This is a genomic window from Gracilibacillus sp. D59 (assembly GCF_052246695.1).
Lineage (GTDB): Bacteria > Bacillota > Bacilli > Bacillales > Amphibacillaceae > Gracilibacillus.
Map to the genome: position 1 here is coordinate 87,649 of NZ_JBQQCK010000005.1, position 18,952 is coordinate 106,600.

An 18,952-nucleotide genomic window follows, 5' to 3' on the forward strand; every position below is an offset into this window, starting at 1 on the left:
TTTTAATCACCAACTATTAATTTCGCTATTTGTTCTATCGAAGCTTCTTCAATATCATCAGGTACATCCTGACCATTAGTCATATAAGCTACACCGATTTTATATTTCAAGCATAAATTTAAGACAGGGCCATAAGTGATTGTTTCATCTTTCTTCGTTAAAATAAGTTGTTTAATTGGTATTTTATCAAATTGTTTATAGATATCTTCTAGGTCCTTTGCCCTTGTAGTTAAGGATAAAACTAGATAAGTATTTACATCATGGTTTAAATCAACAATTTTACCTAACTCTTTTATATATTTTTCATCTCTAAAATTTCTGCCTGCTGTATCAACAAAAACAAAATCATAATCTTGAAACTTTTCCTTCGCCTTTTTATAGTCATCCACATTGTATGCAATTTCTATTGGCACATCTAAAATTTTTGAGTACGTCTTTAGTTGCTCAATGGCAGCAATTCGATACGTATCTGTCGTTATAAACGCTACTTTTTTACGACGGTTTAACACACAATGTGCTGCTAGTTTTGCTATCGTCGTCGTTTTACCAACTCCTGTAGGCCCAACCAAATGAATAAATTGTTTGTCAAATATCTCTCCGCCGAATGTACCTTTATTTGCTATGCGGTGCTTTATTTCAAAAGATAACTGATCCCATATTTTACTTTCTTCTATATCATCATTATTAAATCGTTCTTGTATGGAGTCGATTAATTCATAAGCTATTTCTTGATCTACTTCCTGTTTCATTAAATGATCATAAGCCAACTGATATGGAAGCTTAAAAGTTAAATCTTTCGTAGCGTTTTTTTGCATCCATTGTTTCATTTCACGCAATTCTTTTAAAACATCTTCTTGATTAGGGCTTAAGTTTTTCGTGTTTACCTCTGGCTTAGGTTCTGTTACTTTTTTATGCACGATATTCTTTTTTTTCGGTAATTTTGTTTGGTCAATTGCCGCTAAGACTTCAATTTTTCTTTTTTTGAATAGCCCCAAAAATCCACCTTCGTGGATAACTTTTGAATTTAATATGACAGCATCTGCTCCTAATTCTTTTCTAACAACTTGCATCACTTCTGGCATTGTTGAACCCTTGAATTTTTTTACCTTCATGCTACGTTCACCACCCCGATGCTTTGAATTTCTGCAGTTGGTTCAATCTCGTTGTATGACAAGACAATCACATGTGGATAAAAGCGATCTAATAATTGTTTAAAATACATTCGAATTGTTGGTGAACATAAGATAACTGGTGTTTCTTCCTGTAAACTCATGTTCTCTACATTTTCCGAAACAGATTGAATTACTCGTTGTTGTGTATCAGGATCCATTGCTAAGTAACTGCCGTACTCGGTTTGTTGGATATGTTCGGCAATTATTTTTTCAACTTCACCAGAAACAGTTATTACTTTTAATTGTTGTTTACCTTGCACAATATCATTCGTAATTTGAACCGATAATGATTGCCTTACATATTCAGTCAGTAAATCTGTATCTGTAGTCATTTTGGCAAAGTCTGCTAAAGTTTCAAAAATAACTGGTAAATTTTTAATTGAGACGTTTTCTCTCAACAATTTAGCTAAAACTTTCTGTACATCACCAACCCCTAATGGTTCTGGCGTTACTTCTTCTGCAAGAATTGGATGAGATTCTTTTAAATGATCGATTAATTGTTGAGTTTCCTGTCGACCAATTAACTGGTGTGCATATCGTTTTATTAATTCTGTGATATGTGTCGAGACTACTGACGGCGGATCTACAACAGTGTACCCAGACATTTCGGCGTCATCTCTGACCTCTTCCGTTATCCATTTAGCTGGCAAGCCAAATGCCGGTTCGACTGTATCGATCCCATCTAAATCATCATCCTCAATACCAGGACTCATAGCTAAATAATGATCAAGCAATAACTCACCTTTAGCTATTTCATTCCCCTTTATTTTTAGCCGGTATTCATTTGGATTTAACTGAATATTATCCCGAATTCTTACAACTGGAATGACTAAACCTAATTCAATTGCTAATTGTCGTCTTATCATGACAACTCGATCTAATAAATCTCCGCCTTGATTAGAATCTGCTAAAGGAATTAACCCATAACCAAATTCAAATTCAATTGGATCCATGTTAATCAGACCAACAACATTTTCAGGTGATTGCATTTCTTCTGATTCTGATTCATCTATTTGATCCTCTGTTGGTGCCTCATCGACTAGTGTTTTTCTAGATAACAGGTAAGCACTAACAATTAACACTGAGGCGATCACCGTTGTCAAAAGAAAATTAATCGGTGTAAAGCCTAAGAAGAAGATCGTACCGCCTGCAATGTAAAGTAGAGTTGGATATCGCAATAACTGTTTGCTAACATCCGCACTCAAGTTACCTTCTGAGGCAACTCTAGTAACAACGATCCCGGTAGCTGTGGATATGAGTAAAGCAGGGATTTGACTCACTAATCCATCCCCAACGGTTAAGCGCATATATGTGTCAATTGCTTCGTTAAAACTTAACCCTAGCTGGGCAATCCCAATAATAAGTCCAAAAATAATATTAATGAGTACAATGATGATACCAGCTATCGCATCACCTTTAACAAATTTACTGGCACCATCCATCGCTCCATAAAAATCTGCTTCGTGCTCAATCTTCTCACGACGCTCTTTCGCTTGTTGTTCATTGATCATGCCAGCGTTTAAATCCGCATCTATACTCATTTGCTTACCAGGCATTGCATCCAATGTAAATCGTGCAGCAACCTCTGATACACGCTCACTACCTTTAGTAATAACTAAAAATTGAATAATAACTAAAATAACAAATACAACAAAACCTACTAAAGGATTATCTCCGATAACGAATGTACCAAACGTTTCAACAACGCCACCTGCATTTGCCTCTGACAGAATGGACCTGGTGGTTGATACATTCAAGCCTAACCGGAATAAGGTTAATAACAATAGTAAAGAAGGAAACACAGAGAATTGTAATGCCTCTGTAGTATTCATGGAGACTAAAATAACGATTAATGCTAGAGATATATTGGTTAAAATTAATATACTTAATAACCACCCCGGTAGAGGAATAACTAACATAATAATAATAGATATAACACCAAATAAAACTGAAAAATCTCTAGCTTTCATCTTCTTACAACTCCTTTAATTGAAACACAGAAACGTTCTTAAATCTTTTTTTGTATTCGATAGACATAAGCCAAAATTTCCGCAACAGCTTGGAAAAAATCTTCACCTATAACTTCATCAATCTCGACTTGATCATACAATGCTCTTGCTAAAGGTCGATTTTCTACCATTACCACGTCATGATTTCGAGCAATATCCTTAATTCTCATCGCAATAAAATCGACACCTTTTGCAACAACATATGGCGCATCTGCCTTTGCTTCATCATATTTAATTGCTATCGCATAATGAGTTGGATTTGTAATAACAACATCCGCATTAGGTACTTCACTCATCATCCTCTGCATCGCCATCTGTCTTTGCTTCTCTTTAATTTTTGATTTGATTAATGGGTCCCCTTCAATATTTTTATGTTCATCTTTCACATCATTTTTTGACATTTTGTTTTGCTTTTCAAAATCGTATTTCTGATATGCATAATCAATCACCGAAATAATCAACAAACCAATAGCTGCAGCAATTCCCATCTCAATTGTCATCTGGCCAAAGAAAGCTAATGCACCATTTACCTCTTTATCTACTAACATCATCATTTCATTTCGATTGATCCATATGATAGAGAAAGTAATAACACCTACAACAACGATTTTTAATAAAGATTTTACTAATTCCACTAATGCTCTTGCAGAGAATATCCTCTTTGCTCCTTGTATAGGATCAATTTTATTTAACTTCATTTTTAACGGCTCTGTTGTAAACATAAAGCCGATTTGCATAAAATTTGAAGCAAGCCCTGCTACTATCGCAATAAGCATAATCGGGGCGATCGCAATACTAATTTGGGACAAAATATCTGTGAACATGCTAAATAATTCTTCTTCTGTTACGTCATGATGAATATATTCTGTAAATGATTTGCTATACATGCTTGTCATGGTACCTTTTAGTAAATCACCAGTTACTAACAAAATAATAAAAATAAAAAATAGTAAAATGGCTGTATTTACATCCTGACTTTTGGCTACTTGTCCTTTTTTACGTGCATCTTGTCTTTTTTTCGGAGTGGCTTTTTCAGTTTTTTCACCTGCAAAATATTGAAGATCAAGCCGTAATTTCATTAACTAAGCACCTCCGAACATTTGAATAAGACTTTTCATTGTATCTAATGTATATTGAAATAGTTGCTGCACAATCATCATGTAAAATGTTACAAACATAAATAGCACGGCAAATGAAACTAAAATTTTGAGAGGGAGCCCTACTACAAAAACATTTAGTTGTGGAACAGTTCGTGCAATAATACCTAATGCTACATCAACTAAAAATAAACAACCAACGATTGGAAGAGCTAACTGAAAAGCCATTAAAAACATTTGGCTGAAGGTTTTCAGAATTAAATCAAGATTATCAAAATGAAATAACTGATCCAACGGAAGCTCTTCAAAGCTATACATCAATCCATTTAACAATAAGTGATGGCCATCCACTGATAATATAAATAATATCGCGATTGTATAAAAGTACTGACCTATTAACGGACTTTGGGCACCAGTTTGCGGATCGACCACATTTGCAATAGCGAAACCCATTTGAAAATCGATGAACCCACCTGCGATCTGAATCGCCGATAATATTAAATAAGCCATTAAACCTAATAACAAACCTATGATTGCTTCTTTCATAATCAGTAACATGTACATCCCATCAAACGTCAACTCTGGTATCTCCAGTGTATAAAACATGATCCAAGCTATAAAAACACCAATGCCAATTTTCAATTGTGAGGGTATGTTTCGATAGGAAAAGATAGGTACTGTTGCAAAAAAAGCTATTACTCTAACTAAGATTAAAATAAATGCCGGAAAACGATTGATATCTATTAATTCAAACATAGCTTATCCCACGAACTGATTAATATTTTGGAATAAATTTGATGCAAATTCTACCATTGTTGTTAGCATCCAAGGCCCAAATATTACAATTCCTAATAAGACAGCGACTATTTTGGGTATAAATGCAAGTGTTTGTTCTTGGATTTGGGTAGTTGCCTGAAAAATACTTACTAATAAACCTACGACCAGTGCTAGCAATAGAATTGGTCCTGTAACCATTAAAATGGTGTATATCCCTTGTTCGGCTAACGAAATTACAAATTCTCCACTCACTATCAGTATCTCCTCTCAAACTATGTCACAGTGGTAAGAAACCTTCTAATAATGAATGAGTAATTAAATACCACCCATCTACTAGAACAAACAACAATATTTTAAAAGGCAATGAAATCATCACCGGCGGTAACATCATCATCCCCATAGACATTAAGACACTTGCAACAGCCATATCAATGACTAGGAACGGGACAAATATCATAAATCCCATTTGAAAAGCTGTTTTTAGTTCACTTATTGCATAAGCTGGGACTAATGTCGTCAGAGGAATATCTTGAACAGATTCCGGTCTGTCTATTTCTGCATAGTTCATAAATAATGCTAAATCTTTTTGCCTAGTATGCTTGGACATAAATTCTTTAATCGGCATACTTGCATTATCATAAGCTTCTTCTAACGTTATCTCTTCCTCAAATAACGGTTGTAATGCTTGCTGATTCACTTCTTGAAATGTAGGTGCCATAATGAAAAATGTCATAAATAAAGCTAGACCAATTAAAACTTGGTTTGGTGGCATTTGTTGCGTTGCTAATGATGTTCGCACAAATGATAAAACAATCAATATTCTAGTAAAGCTTGTCATTAGAATTAATATACTTGGAGCCAATGAAAGAACAGTTAATAACAAAAGTAACCGGACAGATGTAGATACGCTCTCAGGATCTGATCCTGAGAAAACATCAATGAGATGAATGATCATTTTTATGACTACTTTCTTTCAGTTTTTGATATACTTTCTTTCTTCCTTCTTTCATGGTATTTAGCTCCTTGTTTAATAACGATGTGAAATTTTGATTACTAGTATTGGGTGCTCCGGTTGGTTGTTTAACCAGTTTCGCTTTAAGTTTATCTAAAGAATCATTGTTTTCTTCTTGCTTCATTAATTGTTCAATTGTTTCAGGGTCAGTAATTTCCATTAACAATTCAATATTTTCTGCGACGCCAATGACATAAAAACGATCCCCTATTTTTATCGTTTGAATCGATTTATTCGATCCCACAGATATACCACCATAATTTTCTATAACTTGATGTTTTTTTAGAAAGCCATTTTTTTTTCGCAAATATTTTGAAATCAGCATAATCAAACCAATAACAATAGCTAGAGCGAAAAGGAGTTTGACAAAACTCCCTATAAAACCGGGAGAATCAACATTAGAAAGCTCCTTATCTGTAGCTGGTTCGTTCTCACTCTCTTCCTCTTGTTGTACTTCCTCTTGGTTTTTAAACATATCATTTACCATTCCACTAGCTGCCAGATTAATTGGTAAAATCCATACTAGAAGACACATAAATAATATGCTTATTAGTAATTTCAGGTTAATGCCAATCACCTCATTAACCTAAAACTTTTGAAATGGCTTCGATTACCCGATCAGCTTGGAATGGTTTAACAATAAAGTCTTTTGCGCCTGCTTGAATCGCATCAATTACCATTGCTTGCTGCCCCATAGCTGAACACATAATAACTTTAGCTGCTCCATTGATACTTTGAATTTCTTTTAAAGCAGCAACACCATCCATTTCTGGCATTGTAATATCCATTGTTACTAAATCAGGTTGCAATTCTTTATATTTTTCAACAGCTTCTTGACCATCTTGTGCTTCTCCTACTACGTCATATCCATTCTTTGTTAAAATATCTTTGATCATCATTCTCATAAAAGCAGCGTCATCTACGATTAATACTGTTTTTGCCATATTTATCAATCCTTCCGTCTTTCTATTTTAATTGTTTTAATCTATCTTCTTTACTTACAATATCAGTTACCCTAACACCAAAGTTTTCATCGATTACTACTACCTCACCTTTGGCTATAAGTTTCTGATTTACTAAAATATCAACTGGTTCACCTGCTAGTTTATCAAGTTCCACAATAGAACCTGATGATAGTTCTAATATTTCTTTTACAGTACGTTTCGTTCTTCCTAACTCGACTGTTACTTGTAAAGGAATATCCATTAATAAATCTAGATTTCGCTTCTCACTCTGTTGTAATGGCACATCTTCAAAATTAGAGAAAGAGGCAGCTTGTACTTCTTGATTCATGGCTGCTGATTGATCACCTAATTGTTTAGGCTGATGCGGATGTGCATTAGCTTCTGTTTGTTGCATAGAAGCTTGCTGATGTATCGGTTGACTATTTTGAACTGATTTGGACTCTTTGTTTTGATTACCTTCTTGTTTCATATCCATTGGATCAGTTGAGTGATTCGATTCCTCTGGCACATTTAATAATTGATCTACTAATTCTTTAGCAAAAGTTACGGGTAATAATTGCATAATTTTTGAGTCTATTAGTGTTCCAATTTTTAATTGAAAAGAAACTTTAATTAGAACATCATCATCTGGTGTCAAGGATTGTGTTTCTTCTTCGGTAACATCCATGACAGATGTTATTGGAGGAGAAATATCAACCTTCTTATTAAAAACAGTAGACATGCTTGTTGCTGCAGTCCCCATCATTTGATTCATCGCTTCTTGAACAGCACTTAAATGAATATCATTTAAGTCTTGCGTTTCAGGATCACCATTTCCACCAAGCATCAGATCCGCAATAATAGCTGCATCTTTCGATTCCAAAATAAATAAATTGGCTCCACTAAATCCTTCCGTATATTTCACTTCAATTCCAACGTAGGGTACAGGAAATTCTTCCTCTAATTCACCCTTATGTAGAACTTGGATGGTAGGCGTTGTTATTTCCACTTTTTGATTTAGCAGTGTTGAAAGAGTCGTTGCAGAACTCCCAAAAGATATATTACCAATTTCCCCTAAGGCATCTTCTTCTATTGATGATAGGTATTCATCTACGGAAGGAGCCTCATTTGAATTCTTATCTTCATCTGTATCATCTGAGCCATTTAATAGTGCATCTATTTCATCTTGGGATAACATTCCATCATTCATCATCTAGATCCCCTCCCTTAATTTCGTCTAATACTTGTACAGCCATTTTCTGTTTTTTCTTCCCAGGTTGTACTAAAAATTTTGGTTCTTGACCAACTTGTAATGTTAATGCTTGGTCAATGTTTCTATCCAGTACAATGGTATCTTCTATCCCCAGAAACAAAAATTCTTCTAACGTAATAGATGCTTCACCTAATATTACGGTCATGTCCATGCTTGTTTGTTTGATATTTTGGGAAATAGATTCATATTCTTCTGGTTTTCGTTCCTTAGAATTTTCATTTTGCATCCAATAGTGAACAGATAATTTAGGAATGATCGGTTCAAGTACTACATGAGGAATACAAATGTTTATCATACCACTGCTATCACCAATTGTAGTATCCAGAGATACTACAACAACTGTTTCGTTAGGAGAAACTAATTGTAAAAATTGCGGATTCACTTCAAAGTCTTCGAGCATCGGATCAATATCAGCTACAGATCCCCAGGCTTCTTGAAGATTGTCTAAAGCTTTTTCAAACAATTGTGACATAAGCGTTGTTTCAATTTCGGTTAAATTATCAATCTTATTAACACTGCTTCCTTTTCCACCCAGCATACGGTCTAGCATTGCATAAGCTATATTAGGGTTGAATTCAAAAATGATTCTTCCATCCAATGGTTCTACACTGTATACATTTAAAATGGTTTTTGTAGGAATAGATCGAATGAATTCTTCATAAGGAATTTGGTCAACAGAAGCAACAGCAATATGCACATACGTTCTTAACTGTGCTGAAAAATAGGTTGACAACATTCTGGCAAAGTTATCATGAATTCTAGATATACTTCTTATTTGATCCTTAGAAAACCTTAGTGCTCTTTTAAAATCATATACTTTTACTTTTTTATCTTTTTCTTCTTCTTTTAATTGATTGGCATCCATTTCACCAGACGATAAAGCTGATAATAAGGCGTCAATCTCGTTTTGCGATAGAACTTCATCTGCCATTTCCCCACCTCCATTCGGAGTAAACTTACTGGATAACTTTACTGATAATTAATACATCGACGATTTGGCCTTCCGTCATATGTGCATTCATAGCAGTTTTCATATTATTTTCTAACTCCGTTAAATTTTTTTGAAAGTCTTGTGCTGTCAGGTCAACTGATAATTTAATGAATTCGTTTTTAACCTGGAATTCTCTTTTCTCAATCTCTTTTAAAGCATCTTTACTGTTAGTAATAAATTGAAATTGAATTAATACAAAATTATCATCATTTAAATCCGTCCTGATTTCCTCAGTTGTATAAGAGTATTTCACAATATCATCAATTGACATAGCTTCCCCTTCATTTGAAGTATTGTTTAGTAGAAAATATAGTGTTATTGCTCCTGCTATCGTAATAATTAAAAGAGTTACAACTAAAATTTTTATTAATCTAGGATTCATTGCCTTGTTCACCTACTTCTCTTTGAAGTTGATAGAGACCTATCTGCTTATAAAACTTTGTTACCATTTCCTTCACATCATCTTCTGTTTCCTTTACAAACAATTTTTTTTGATTGGTCAAAGTGATAGTTGTATCTGGAAAAGACTCAATACGTTCTATATATATTGCATTAATAGTAATCGTGTCACCTTTAAGTTTAGTTAATGTAATCATAGATTTAGAGAGTTAAGGTAAGAGCCTTAACTCTCTTCCTCCTTTTTATCGTTTTAAGTTCACTAATTCCTGTAAAATTTCATCTGATGTTGTTATGATTCTGGTGTTTGCTTGGAAACCACGTTGGGCTGTAATCATCTCTGTGAACTCTTCTGAAAGGTCAACATTAGACATTTCTAATGCACCAGAGACAATCGATGCTGTACCTTCTGATTCAGGCGCAAATAAAAACGTCGTGTCAGCCTCGTTAACAGCTCCATCTCCATTCACATCTATAGTAGCGTCTTGTTCCATACGACCGGCATTAACTGAGTTTTGAAACATGTTAGATCCAGTTTTATTTAAACCACCAGCATTCGAAAATTTCGCCAACAATATTTGTCCTGCAGCTCTTGTTTCTCCATTTTCAATATAATTAACAACACCATTGCCCTGAATACTGAAACTTTCTGCATTGTCCGGTATACGGATCCGACCATACACATCATCTATTTCTCCATCTGCAATAGGATCACCAGCTTCATTTTGTGCTCCTTGAACATCTGTTCTTCCAAGCAAATATTGACCATTTGCATTAACAATATAACCCTGGTCGTCTAAGTACATATTACCTGCTCTTGAATAACTTAAATCAGTTTGCTCTAAATCTAGTCCAGTAGTTTCTGGATCATCAACTCCATTAAAAGCAAGTTCTGTACCAAATACAAACATTCCATCTCCTTCTAGTTGAAGGTCTAACGGACGCTCAGTAGTTTGACGATTCCCCTGCGTATGAACATTATCAATTGATCCTAATTGAGCTCCTGTACCAACTTGTGCCGGGTTTATACCACCTCTAACATCCGTCGGTGCACTAGCTCCAGATACTGATTGACTCATCATGTCCTGAAACATCGTACGCCCTTTTTTAAAGCCTACTGTATTTACGTTGGCTATATTGTTACCTACTACATCTAATTTTGTTTGAAAAGCCTTCATGCCTGAAATTCCTGCATACATTGAACGTAACATTTATTCTACTTCCCTTCTGATATTTTTATTTAAGCTACCGCTGTCGGTTGGTAACCTACGGCCTCCCTAATGGGTCCAGCCTAATCAATTATTATGGTCCCGTTAATATTGGTGAAAATTTTACTACTAAGCTCGCTTTTATCTAATGCCGTAATAACTCTTTTCTTCTCAGCATTCACGATAAATGCTGCATCACTCATAATAACTAATGACTCTTTTACGCCTTTATACTTGGCTTCATCCAATTTCTCATTCATCTTGTTCCAATCTGCATCACTTAATACAATATTTCGCTGGGTCATTCTGTCACTGGCATGTTTACTCAACTCGATTTCCTGTTGCTTTTTCAGTAGTTCAGAAAAATTACTTGATTTTTTCTGGGGAACTTTATTTTTATTTGGAACAAGTGGATGATGATAAGCATGTATCCGATTATCCATATTTTCCCTCCTTTATTCCTCGGAAGGATTGTTTATTCTGAGCACCTCATCCGTATATATTTTGCTGTCGTTATCCAATTCTAATACGGCATAGCCTTCCTGTTGTGAGATTGCTTTTACTTCATTACTTACTATCTCTTTAGGTTCAGCAACTTTACCTGTTTCTTCGTCTATCCGATAATAACTTACTGTTTTTCCAATTAAATGACTGTATTGAATAACAGGCGAAACCGTTTGGTTCTTTACTAACGAATCTATAGACTTAGACATGTTCATCATTTGCTCTAATGATGAAAAAGTTGTCATCTGTGAGATAAACTCTTTATCCTTCATTGGATCTAATGGATCTTGATTTTGCAACTGTGTCATTAAAATTTTTAAGAACTCTTCTTTGCCTAAATTATTGCTAACCTCTCTTCCTTGATTTTGGTTAGCTAAATAATAAGATGGATCAATAGAAGTCACTATTTATCACCTACACTTTCGCATCCATCAACATATCATGGAAGCTTTGATTTTGATTATCATGATGAGAGTCTTCCTCTTCATGATCGTTATGTTGTTCTTGCTGCTCATCGTCTTGAGAATTCAGATTATCATCCAGCATTTCTTCCTGGTTAATCTGAGAATAGCTTTCTTGTTTTTCAATTACTACTTGTTGTGGTGAGAACATATGTCGAAGTTGATTGAGACTCCCTTCCAACAGTTCCTTGGCACCTTGTGTACTAGCAATCATTTTAACCATCATTTCACCATTTATTTGAGTCAGTTTAACTGTTACATCACCTAAATGTTCCGGTTGAAGCCTTATCAATAGCTGATTAGCGCCATTTGATAGTTTCATAAAGTTGCTTTTTTGCATCACTTGCTGAAATTGATCTACAAGTTGTTTTTGAACTGCTTGTTGCTCACTGTTCGTTTGTGACAAATGAATCACATATTGTTGTACTTTTGATTGAACTTGTTGATTACCAGTGTCATTTCTTACAAGTTGCACTGATTCTTGTTTGCTAGCGTGCTCCAACCTTTCCATCGCATTATCGATCCACCGCTTTACATCTTGTTGCGTAACTTTTTGGATACTGCCATAATGGCGCTGCATGGATTGACGATTAGTAAAGTTTGATAAAAGCTTTGACCATATTTCACTACTTTTATCATTGGTAGTTTCTGATAAAAGATTTTGTGCTGCATTCAATGTCTGATTATTCATCTGTGACCATTGTTTCAACAATTGTAGGATTTGTTTAAAATCACGATTGTTAATAGGTTGGTTTTGAAGTTGTTGTAATATTTTATCGGTCTTTTCGACTAACGATATCGCCTGTTCATTCAAAATTAATTCCTTGGTTAAGTTATTTTGAACTTGATATCCAGCACCCAAAGAAAAACTATTTGTTTGCTCTAAAGCTGCTTCTTCTCGTTGATTTTGACCTATGTTATTGATTTGTTCTAGAAACTTCTTAATCAGGACAGCTAACCCTTGATCTTCTGCTCCTAATTGACTACCTAATGATTCTATCTGCTCTTCGTTAAGGTCTTCCATGATATTTGTCATAAATTCTTCTGTTGATAATGCTTTTTCGGAAGTTTCTAGCTTATTGTTGATTTCGTTTATTATTGCAGTTATTTCGTTCAATTGTTCTTCTGTTAAACTATCCAATGATTCTCTTATCGATCCTTTATCTCTTAACTTTTCTAGGTTTGTGGCACTATCAGAATCAGTTAGACTTGCTTGTTGTCTATACCTGGTCGTTTTAACTGACATGAAATCAGAGAAAGCATTTCCTTCCACTTTGTCTCTTATAGGTTTAGACATTGGACTAGCCGAACCATTTGTTAACAAATTAGACGCTACAATCATTTTTTCACCCCCTTTCAATATAGGTAATTTAATCACTGATTCACTAGTAAATCTGAATAAGTAGCTGCCGTTTCAGGGTCCATCTCACTTAAGATTTCCCCTCTGACTTCTGCATCTAGTTGTTGTAATAAAGGGATAGCAACATCGTCTTCCATCGTTTCAATAATAGGCGCTGCTGCCTTTGGTTTCATTGCTTTAAAAGAAGCAGCAAGTTCTTCTAATGAACCCGAGTTAGTGGTTTCACTCTGTTGAGCCTCTTCTAATTCACCAATTTGTGAGGACATTGTAGAGTTTTTTTCTTCCAATTCAGAAATAGTTCCTTCTTTTGTTTGAACTTCATGTTGTAAAGCATCAACCTCTTCTTGAAGTTTTTTAATGACTTGATCCTTTTCTGCTAACTGATTTGCATGTAATTCTTCCCCATCTGTGGTAACTTGCTCACTTATAAATGGCACCTTATTTAAGGTATCTTTTGTATACTTACCAGTGTCTACCCCCATAAAATGTAAAATGATTACTGCAAACACTAATGCAAAAATTAATGGTACAAATATAACTATTAACCATTGAAAAACACTCGCTTTATTTTCTTTGCTTTTCTTTAGATTGGTAGCCATTTCTTCACCTACCCTTACTGTTCTGAATACTTGCGAATGGATACTTCGTCCATAAGCATTAAGTCTTTTTTATCTTCCAATTGTTTATATTGCCACTCTTTTTTTTCGATGATTTTTTCGATTTTTTTTACTTCTATATAATGATCGGTGACATGCTCTTGTAATTGGTTCATATATTTTCTTGCTGTATCCACTTTTTTTTGAACACTTATTATAGTAGGCGTAAGAAAATCTAAATATTGATGGTATGATTGTAATGTTTCGATTTGAGACTTGTCGGACAAGGATTGTTTGTAGCTTTCTTCAATCTTCTCTTTCTTTTTAAGCAAATCATATAAGTGACTGGCATATTTTTCGAATTCCTCTGTAGCTTCCTGAAATTTAAGCTGAGCATCATTTTTTTCATTCTCTCTAATCAGTCTGATCTTCTCAAATCCATGTAATTGATTCATCAAGAACTACTCCTTTTCACCAGTTCTTCTAATTGTTGAAGGGCTATTTCTTCATCTACATTTTCAGTCATATCTTGCTTTAAGACATTTAAAATTCCTGGTTGAAGTTGAATTGCCTGATCAACGGATTTATTTGAGCCTCTCTTGTACGCTCCTATTTGAATTAGTTCTTCATTATCGTTATAGGTAGCTAGTATGGAACGGACTCTTTGTGCTAGGTCCAGCCTCTCCTTTGAAACTATTTCAGGCATTACTCTACTTACAGACTGCAAAACATTAATTGCAGGAAATTGTCCTTTTTCTGCTAATTTTCGATCCAAAATATAATGGCCATCCAGTATACCTCTTGTTGTATCTGCTATCGGTTCATTAAAGTCATCTCCATCAACTAAAACCGTATAAAAGGCTGTGATTGAACCATTCTTACTTGTACCTGTTCGTTCTAAAAGAGACGGTAGTAACGCAAATACAGATGGTGTGTACCCTTTAGTTGTTGGTGGTTCGCCTATAGCAAGTCCTATTTCTCGTTGCGCCATTGCTACCCTTGTAACAGAATCCATCATCAAATTCACATCATAACCTAAATCTCTAAAATACTCGCTAATAGCAGTAGCCGTAAAAGCACCTTTAATACGCATAAGAGCAGATTGGTCTGAAGTGGCAACAACCACTATTGTCTTCTTTAAACCTTCAGGACCTAATTCGCGTTCAATAAATTCCTTAACTTCCCGACCACGCTCACCGATTAAGGCAATTACATTAATGTCAGCATTGCTATTACGAGCAATCATCCCTAGCAGTGTACTTTTACCTACTCCGCTTCCTGCAAAAATCCCGATTCGTTGCCCTTTTCCCACCGTCAACATTGTGTCGATTGTCTTTACTCCTATTTGAATCGGTTCTTTAATTCGAGGTCGCTCTAATGGATTAGGTGGAGCTTGTTCGGTTGGATATTCTTTTAATCCTTTTGGTAAATGAGATCCATCCAGTAAATGCCCCGTTGAATCGATAACTTTTCCAATTAAGGCTCGACCTATTTTAATTTGTAATGCATTTTTGCTAGCTTCCACTAAACACCCTGATCCAATATTATGCAATGTCGAATAAGGCATTAAAAGGACCTTTTTTTCATAAAAGCCTATTACCTCAGCCATTATTTTTTCGTTCTTTTTTTTCGTATGTATATAGCATACTTCTCCGATTCGGGCTTCCGGTCCCCTTGCTTCAATTAATAAACCAATCACACGATCTACTTTTCCATAACGTTTATATGAATCTATTTCATGAATTTCATTGAATATCATTTGTGTTTTCACGTGTGATCTCCTCCACTACATGAAATAGTCTAGTTCTAATTTCTTCTAATTGGCTGTCAACTGAAGCATCAATTCTTCCAAATGGTGTTTCGATCATAATTTGTTCTCCTTGTAATTCGATCGATGGGTATATCATAAATTCCATTTCATCATGGATCACCGAGTTCAACTCATCCTTATTTTCGATAAGCAAAGGATAATAGTAACTAGAGACAAATAATTTAATGCTTGTACGGTCTTTCACCTGTTCTACCAAAGATTTCGCAATTCCAACAAATTTCGCATTATCTTCTTCAATTGATTGTTTCAAGACCTTTTCAGCTACCGCCATTGCAATTTGTAAAACCGTTACATCACTCTCATTAATAATATTGTGATATTCTTGTTTGGCAGTATTCAAAACATTAGAAGCTTCTTCCATCAATTTCTGGTACTGTTGTATGCTATCTTCTTGTCCTTGCTTAAAACCTTGTTGATACCCTTCCTGTTGAGCTTGTTCTATATAGTGAGCTTTTTCTTGATCCCATGCTTGTCTCATTTGCATTATTTCTGCATGCGTATCTTCTTTCAATTTTTCGTTTTTTTTCAATGTTTCATCGTACTGCTGTTTTGCATCTTCAATTTGCTGATATACACTGTTTAACATTTCCTTAGCGTCTTGTTCTGAGGTGTTTTGATTCCATTTCGGTTTCTCTATTTTCCGTATTTGAATTTGCCTAGGTGGAAAAGAACGATTAGACAATAATATCATCTCCTCCACCTCTGGCAATGACAATCTCGCCCACTTCTTCTAGTCGTCTAATAACAGATACAATACGTGATTGCGCTTCTTCTACATCTCGTAATCGTACAGGACCCATAAATTCCATTTCTTCTTTGAAAGTTTCCGCCATTCTTGTAGACATGTTATTAAAGACGATTTCTTTCACTTCATCGCTAGCAACTTTTAATGATAGACGTAAGTCATCATTTTCAACCTCTCGTATAACTCGTTGAATGGCTCGATTATCAAGAGTAACAATATCCTCAAATACAAACATCCTTTTCTTGATTTCTTCTGCTAATTCAGGATCATCGATTTCAAGCGTATCTAAAATGGTTCGTTCTGTACTTCGATCTACACCATTTAAAACTTCTACAACAGCCTGGATACCTCCAGTTTGTGTATAATCTTGTGAAACAGTGGTAGATAGTTTTCGTTCTAGAATCTGTTCTACTTCAGAAATGATTTCTGGTGATGTAGAATCCATTACCGCAATTCGTTTTGCAATATCAGCTTGCATTTCTTGTGGTAACTCTGACAATATCTGTGCAGACTGCTCAGAATCCAGATAAGATAACACGAGTGCAATTGTCTGAGGGTGTTCGTTTTGAATAAAATTAATAATTTGATTAGGTTCTGCCTTTCTAGCAAAGTCAAAAGGTTTTACCTGCAAGGAGGATGTTAATCTGTTTAGGATATCTCCAGCCTTGTCCTCACCTAATGCTTTTTCAAGAACGGTTTTTGCATAACTAATTCCACCTTGTGAAATATAATCCTGCGCCATTGCTATTTCATGAAATTGCTCCAGAATTTCATCCTTTTGAACACCATCTACTTTTTTCACAGATGAAATTTCTAGCGTAAGTTTTTCAATCTCTTCTGGTGTTAAATGCTTATACACTTGAGCAGAGACATCCGGACCTAGAGAGATTAATAAAATAGCAGCCTTTTGTTTCCCAGTCAGTTGTTGTCGTTTAGCCATTGATTATTAACCTCCTTTAATCGTCTGTAATCCAGCTTCTTAATAATTTCGCAAATTCTTCCGGTTTTTCCTGAGCGTAATTCTCTAATTGTTTTCGTCTCACAGATGAATCTGAATCATCTGTATGTGTAATTGGCGGAATTTCTTGTTCTTGTATTTCTGATGTTTCCACTTCTTCCACGACTTCTTCTTTTGAACTTTTTCTCCTTAACATCCAAATCAGGATAATAATAGCCAAAATCAACATACTTCCTGCTATGTATACCCATGCCGGAATAGCTGGACTAACTGTTGGGTTTGCTAATGTATCCGTTCCTTCAAATGGCTGGAAAACGATTGAAACTTTCTCTTCCGGTGCTATTTCACCATATGATTTATCAATGGAAGTAGAAATAATAGAGTTCAAAATAGAAGCAACACTATCTTCAACTGACGTTTGTTCTTGTGCAGTCAGTTGTTCAACCTCTCCGTTTTCTAAAAGTCTGGTATTATCAATTGCTACTTGAATACCTAGATCTCTGATCTTATATGGACTTTCAACAATGTCTCTTTGGATCCGGTTAAATTCATTATTGACTGATTCTTTGACAAGTTCATAGTCACCAACATTTCCTTCTACCCCAGCTGGATAATTGGCAATCTCACCTTCTTCAACTCCAACTGCTCCATCTTCGGGCTGTTCGCCTGTATATGACTCAGTTATAGTTTCAATGCTGACAGGTAACGTATCATTCTCTTCATTAACAGGTTCTACCAGTTTTTCGACTCGTTTTTCTTGAGTGAAATCGACATCAGCAGTTGCCGAAATGGCAACTTTATTCATCCCGATCATTGATCCCAACATTCTTTGTACATTTCTTTCGATATCTTTTTCAATGTCATTTTTGATTTGTTGTTGTGAAGTATATGTATCACCACTTCCAAAAGTATTTTGATTATTCAAATCAAAATACTCAAAATGTTGGTTCATAATGACAATATCATCAGTAGAAAGATTAGGTATTGATTTTGAAACAAGGTGATACAGAGCATTCATATTACCTGATTCAAATTGATAGCCTGGAGCTGTTTCAATAACTATAGATGCTGTTGATGGCTGCTGTTCATCACTAACAAAAACCGGTTTTTCCGGAATATTAAGATTAACTTCCGCTCCATTAATTCCATCAATTTGAGTAATTAAATTTGCTAATTCCGTTTGCATTGCATCTAGCTTCATTACTTCAAATTCATTGTCAGTGACTCCCCAGGAACTGTTTTCAGCAAAGAAGGAATAATCGATACTTCCGCTATCTGGTATACCTTGGGCAGCAAGATCTACCAGTAATGAATCTGCCATTGATTCAGGTACTTTCACTCCTGTACCAGCATCCGATATTTCATATGTAGCACCCCGAGCATCAAGTTCCTCTTTAATTTGACCAACTTCTTGTATTGACAAGTCGTTGTACAGTGCTACCATATCACTTTTTGCGGATGTCATTACGGTGACTAGGATGATGACAGCTACTAATGCTCCAATTCCACCGAAAAGTAACGCTTTTTGCTTTTTAGACATCGTTGTGTAATAGCCAGTTACTTTATCCTTGTATTGTTTTAATTTCTCGTTCATTTTGTGCCCCCAAAAATCATTACT

At 35.1% G+C, this 18,952-nt stretch carries 22 protein-coding genes; all 22 read right to left on the reverse strand.

The window, feature by feature from the left end; genetic code table 11:
* Positions 1 to 2 precede the first annotated feature (2 nt).
* Positions 3 to 1,112, reverse strand: coding sequence for a flagellar biosynthesis protein FlhF (flhF, locus tag ACTWP4_RS10400; protein WP_443128694.1), 1,110 nt, complete (start codon positions 1,110 to 1,112; stop codon positions 3 to 5).
* Entirely contained in the window at positions 1,109 to 3,142 is a 2,034-nt protein-coding gene (gene flhA / locus ACTWP4_RS10405) for a flagellar biosynthesis protein FlhA (RefSeq protein WP_443128695.1), read from the reverse strand. The genes flhF and flhA overlap by 4 nt, the downstream gene beginning before the upstream one ends.
* A 38-nt stretch (positions 3,143 to 3,180) precedes the next feature.
* Positions 3,181 to 4,260, reverse strand: coding sequence for a flagellar biosynthesis protein FlhB (gene flhB / locus ACTWP4_RS10410; RefSeq protein WP_443128696.1), 1,080 nt, complete (start codon positions 4,258 to 4,260; stop codon positions 3,181 to 3,183).
* 3 nt (positions 4,261 to 4,263) lie between these two features.
* Positions 4,264 to 5,034, reverse strand: a complete 771-nt coding sequence (gene fliR / locus ACTWP4_RS10415; protein WP_443128697.1) for a flagellar biosynthetic protein FliR — start codon at positions 5,032 to 5,034, stop codon at positions 4,264 to 4,266.
* A 3-nt stretch (positions 5,035 to 5,037) separates the two neighbouring features.
* Positions 5,038 to 5,307, reverse strand: coding sequence for a flagellar biosynthesis protein FliQ (gene fliQ, locus ACTWP4_RS10420; protein WP_443128698.1), 270 nt, complete (start codon positions 5,305 to 5,307; stop codon positions 5,038 to 5,040).
* Positions 5,308 to 5,332: 25 nt separating this feature from the next.
* Entirely contained in the window at positions 5,333 to 6,010 is a 678-nt protein-coding gene (gene fliP, locus ACTWP4_RS10425) for a flagellar type III secretion system pore protein FliP (RefSeq protein ID WP_443128699.1), read from the reverse strand.
* The gene (locus ACTWP4_RS10430; protein WP_443128700.1) at positions 5,991 to 6,644 is read right to left on the reverse strand and encodes a flagellar biosynthetic protein FliO; all 654 of its coding nucleotides are present in this window, start codon (positions 6,642 to 6,644) and stop codon (positions 5,991 to 5,993) included. The genes fliP and ACTWP4_RS10430 overlap by 20 nt, the downstream gene beginning before the upstream one ends.
* 4 nt (positions 6,645 to 6,648) lie before the next feature.
* A complete protein-coding gene (locus ACTWP4_RS10435) occupies positions 6,649 to 7,011 on the reverse strand; it encodes a response regulator (protein ID WP_443128701.1) in 363 nt (120 codons plus the stop codon).
* Between the two features lie 22 nt (positions 7,012 to 7,033).
* Positions 7,034 to 8,224 carry a flagellar motor switch phosphatase FliY gene (gene fliY / locus ACTWP4_RS10440; protein WP_443128702.1) on the reverse strand — a complete coding sequence of 397 codons (1,191 nt, stop codon included), beginning with the start codon at positions 8,222 to 8,224 and terminating at the stop codon, positions 7,034 to 7,036.
* Positions 8,214 to 9,215 carry a flagellar motor switch protein FliM gene (gene fliM, locus ACTWP4_RS10445; RefSeq protein ID WP_443128703.1) on the reverse strand — a complete coding sequence of 334 codons (1,002 nt, stop codon included), beginning with the start codon at positions 9,213 to 9,215 and terminating at the stop codon, positions 8,214 to 8,216. The genes fliY and fliM overlap by 11 nt, the downstream gene beginning before the upstream one ends.
* Positions 9,216 to 9,240: 25 nt before the next feature.
* Positions 9,241 to 9,657, reverse strand: a complete 417-nt coding sequence (gene fliL / locus ACTWP4_RS10450) for a flagellar basal body-associated protein FliL (protein WP_443128704.1) — start codon at positions 9,655 to 9,657, stop codon at positions 9,241 to 9,243.
* Positions 9,647 to 9,871, reverse strand: coding sequence for a flagellar FlbD family protein (locus tag ACTWP4_RS10455; protein WP_443128705.1), 225 nt, complete (start codon positions 9,869 to 9,871; stop codon positions 9,647 to 9,649). The genes fliL and ACTWP4_RS10455 overlap by 11 nt, the downstream gene beginning before the upstream one ends.
* Positions 9,872 to 9,916: 45 nt before the next feature.
* Positions 9,917 to 10,882: a flagellar hook-basal body complex protein gene (locus tag ACTWP4_RS10460; protein WP_443128706.1), complete on the reverse strand. Its 966-nt coding sequence runs from the start codon at positions 10,880 to 10,882 to the stop codon at positions 9,917 to 9,919.
* Positions 10,883 to 10,962: 80 nt separating this feature from the next.
* Entirely contained in the window at positions 10,963 to 11,322 is a 360-nt protein-coding gene (locus tag ACTWP4_RS10465; protein ID WP_443128707.1) for a TIGR02530 family flagellar biosynthesis protein, read from the reverse strand.
* 12 nt (positions 11,323 to 11,334) lie between these two features.
* The gene (gene flgD / locus ACTWP4_RS10470) at positions 11,335 to 11,787 is read right to left on the reverse strand and encodes a flagellar hook assembly protein FlgD (protein ID WP_443128708.1); all 453 of its coding nucleotides are present in this window, start codon (positions 11,785 to 11,787) and stop codon (positions 11,335 to 11,337) included.
* 10 nt (positions 11,788 to 11,797) lie between these two features.
* Positions 11,798 to 13,186: a flagellar hook-length control protein FliK gene (locus tag ACTWP4_RS10475; protein ID WP_443128709.1), complete on the reverse strand. Its 1,389-nt coding sequence runs from the start codon at positions 13,184 to 13,186 to the stop codon at positions 11,798 to 11,800.
* A 32-nt stretch (positions 13,187 to 13,218) separates the two neighbouring features.
* On the reverse strand, positions 13,219 to 13,803 hold the full coding sequence (locus tag ACTWP4_RS10480) for a MotE family protein (RefSeq protein ID WP_443128710.1): 585 nt from the start codon (positions 13,801 to 13,803) through the stop codon (positions 13,219 to 13,221).
* A gap of 14 nt (positions 13,804 to 13,817) precedes the next feature.
* Positions 13,818 to 14,255 carry a flagellar export protein FliJ gene (gene fliJ, locus ACTWP4_RS10485; protein WP_443128711.1) on the reverse strand — a complete coding sequence of 146 codons (438 nt, stop codon included), beginning with the start codon at positions 14,253 to 14,255 and terminating at the stop codon, positions 13,818 to 13,820.
* Positions 14,255 to 15,571: a flagellar protein export ATPase FliI gene (gene fliI / locus ACTWP4_RS10490; protein ID WP_443128712.1), complete on the reverse strand. Its 1,317-nt coding sequence runs from the start codon at positions 15,569 to 15,571 to the stop codon at positions 14,255 to 14,257. The genes fliJ and fliI overlap by 1 nt, the downstream gene beginning before the upstream one ends.
* Positions 15,546 to 16,313: a flagellar assembly protein FliH gene (gene fliH, locus ACTWP4_RS10495; RefSeq protein ID WP_443128713.1), complete on the reverse strand. Its 768-nt coding sequence runs from the start codon at positions 16,311 to 16,313 to the stop codon at positions 15,546 to 15,548. The genes fliI and fliH overlap by 26 nt, the downstream gene beginning before the upstream one ends.
* Positions 16,306 to 17,316, reverse strand: coding sequence for a flagellar motor switch protein FliG (fliG, locus tag ACTWP4_RS10500; protein ID WP_443128714.1), 1,011 nt, complete (start codon positions 17,314 to 17,316; stop codon positions 16,306 to 16,308). The genes fliH and fliG overlap by 8 nt, the downstream gene beginning before the upstream one ends.
* 16 nt (positions 17,317 to 17,332) lie before the next feature.
* On the reverse strand, positions 17,333 to 18,928 hold the full coding sequence (fliF, locus tag ACTWP4_RS10505; RefSeq protein ID WP_443128715.1) for a flagellar basal-body MS-ring/collar protein FliF: 1,596 nt from the start codon (positions 18,926 to 18,928) through the stop codon (positions 17,333 to 17,335).
* Positions 18,929 to 18,952: the final 24 nt, after the last annotated feature.

What these genes read in the sequence shown, in the direction of transcription:
- flhF (WP_443128694.1), bottom strand. Translation starts at nt 1,112, where the DNA reads ATGAAGGTAAAAAAATTCAAGGGTTCAACAATGCCAGAAGTGATGCAA.
- flhA (WP_443128695.1), bottom strand. Translation starts at nt 3,142, where the DNA reads ATGAAAGCTAGAGATTTTTCAGTTTTATTTGGTGTTATATCTATTATT.
- flhB (WP_443128696.1), bottom strand. Translation starts at nt 4,260, where the DNA reads ATGAAATTACGGCTTGATCTTCAATATTTTGCAGGTGAAAAAACTGAA.
- fliR (WP_443128697.1), bottom strand. Translation starts at nt 5,034, where the DNA reads ATGTTTGAATTAATAGATATCAATCGTTTTCCGGCATTTATTTTAATC.
- fliP (WP_443128699.1), bottom strand. Translation starts at nt 6,010, where the DNA reads ATGATCATTCATCTCATTGATGTTTTCTCAGGATCAGATCCTGAGAGC.
- ACTWP4_RS10435 (WP_443128701.1), bottom strand. Translation starts at nt 7,011, where the DNA reads ATGGCAAAAACAGTATTAATCGTAGATGACGCTGCTTTTATGAGAATG.
- fliY (WP_443128702.1), bottom strand. Translation starts at nt 8,224, where the DNA reads ATGATGAATGATGGAATGTTATCCCAAGATGAAATAGATGCACTATTA.
- fliM (WP_443128703.1), bottom strand. Translation starts at nt 9,215, where the DNA reads ATGGCAGATGAAGTTCTATCGCAAAACGAGATTGACGCCTTATTATCA.
- fliL (WP_443128704.1), bottom strand. Translation starts at nt 9,657, where the DNA reads ATGAATCCTAGATTAATAAAAATTTTAGTTGTAACTCTTTTAATTATT.
- ACTWP4_RS10455 (WP_443128705.1), bottom strand. Translation starts at nt 9,871, where the DNA reads ATGATTACATTAACTAAACTTAAAGGTGACACGATTACTATTAATGCA.
- ACTWP4_RS10460 (WP_443128706.1), bottom strand. Translation starts at nt 10,882, where the DNA reads ATGTTACGTTCAATGTATGCAGGAATTTCAGGCATGAAGGCTTTTCAA.
- ACTWP4_RS10465 (WP_443128707.1), bottom strand. Translation starts at nt 11,322, where the DNA reads ATGGATAATCGGATACATGCTTATCATCATCCACTTGTTCCAAATAAA.
- ACTWP4_RS10475 (WP_443128709.1), bottom strand. Translation starts at nt 13,186, where the DNA reads ATGATTGTAGCGTCTAATTTGTTAACAAATGGTTCGGCTAGTCCAATG.
- ACTWP4_RS10480 (WP_443128710.1), bottom strand. Translation starts at nt 13,803, where the DNA reads ATGGCTACCAATCTAAAGAAAAGCAAAGAAAATAAAGCGAGTGTTTTT.
- fliJ (WP_443128711.1), bottom strand. Translation starts at nt 14,255, where the DNA reads ATGAATCAATTACATGGATTTGAGAAGATCAGACTGATTAGAGAGAAT.
- fliG (WP_443128714.1), bottom strand. Translation starts at nt 17,316, where the DNA reads ATGGCTAAACGACAACAACTGACTGGGAAACAAAAGGCTGCTATTTTA.
- fliF (WP_443128715.1), bottom strand. Translation starts at nt 18,928, where the DNA reads ATGAACGAGAAATTAAAACAATACAAGGATAAAGTAACTGGCTATTAC.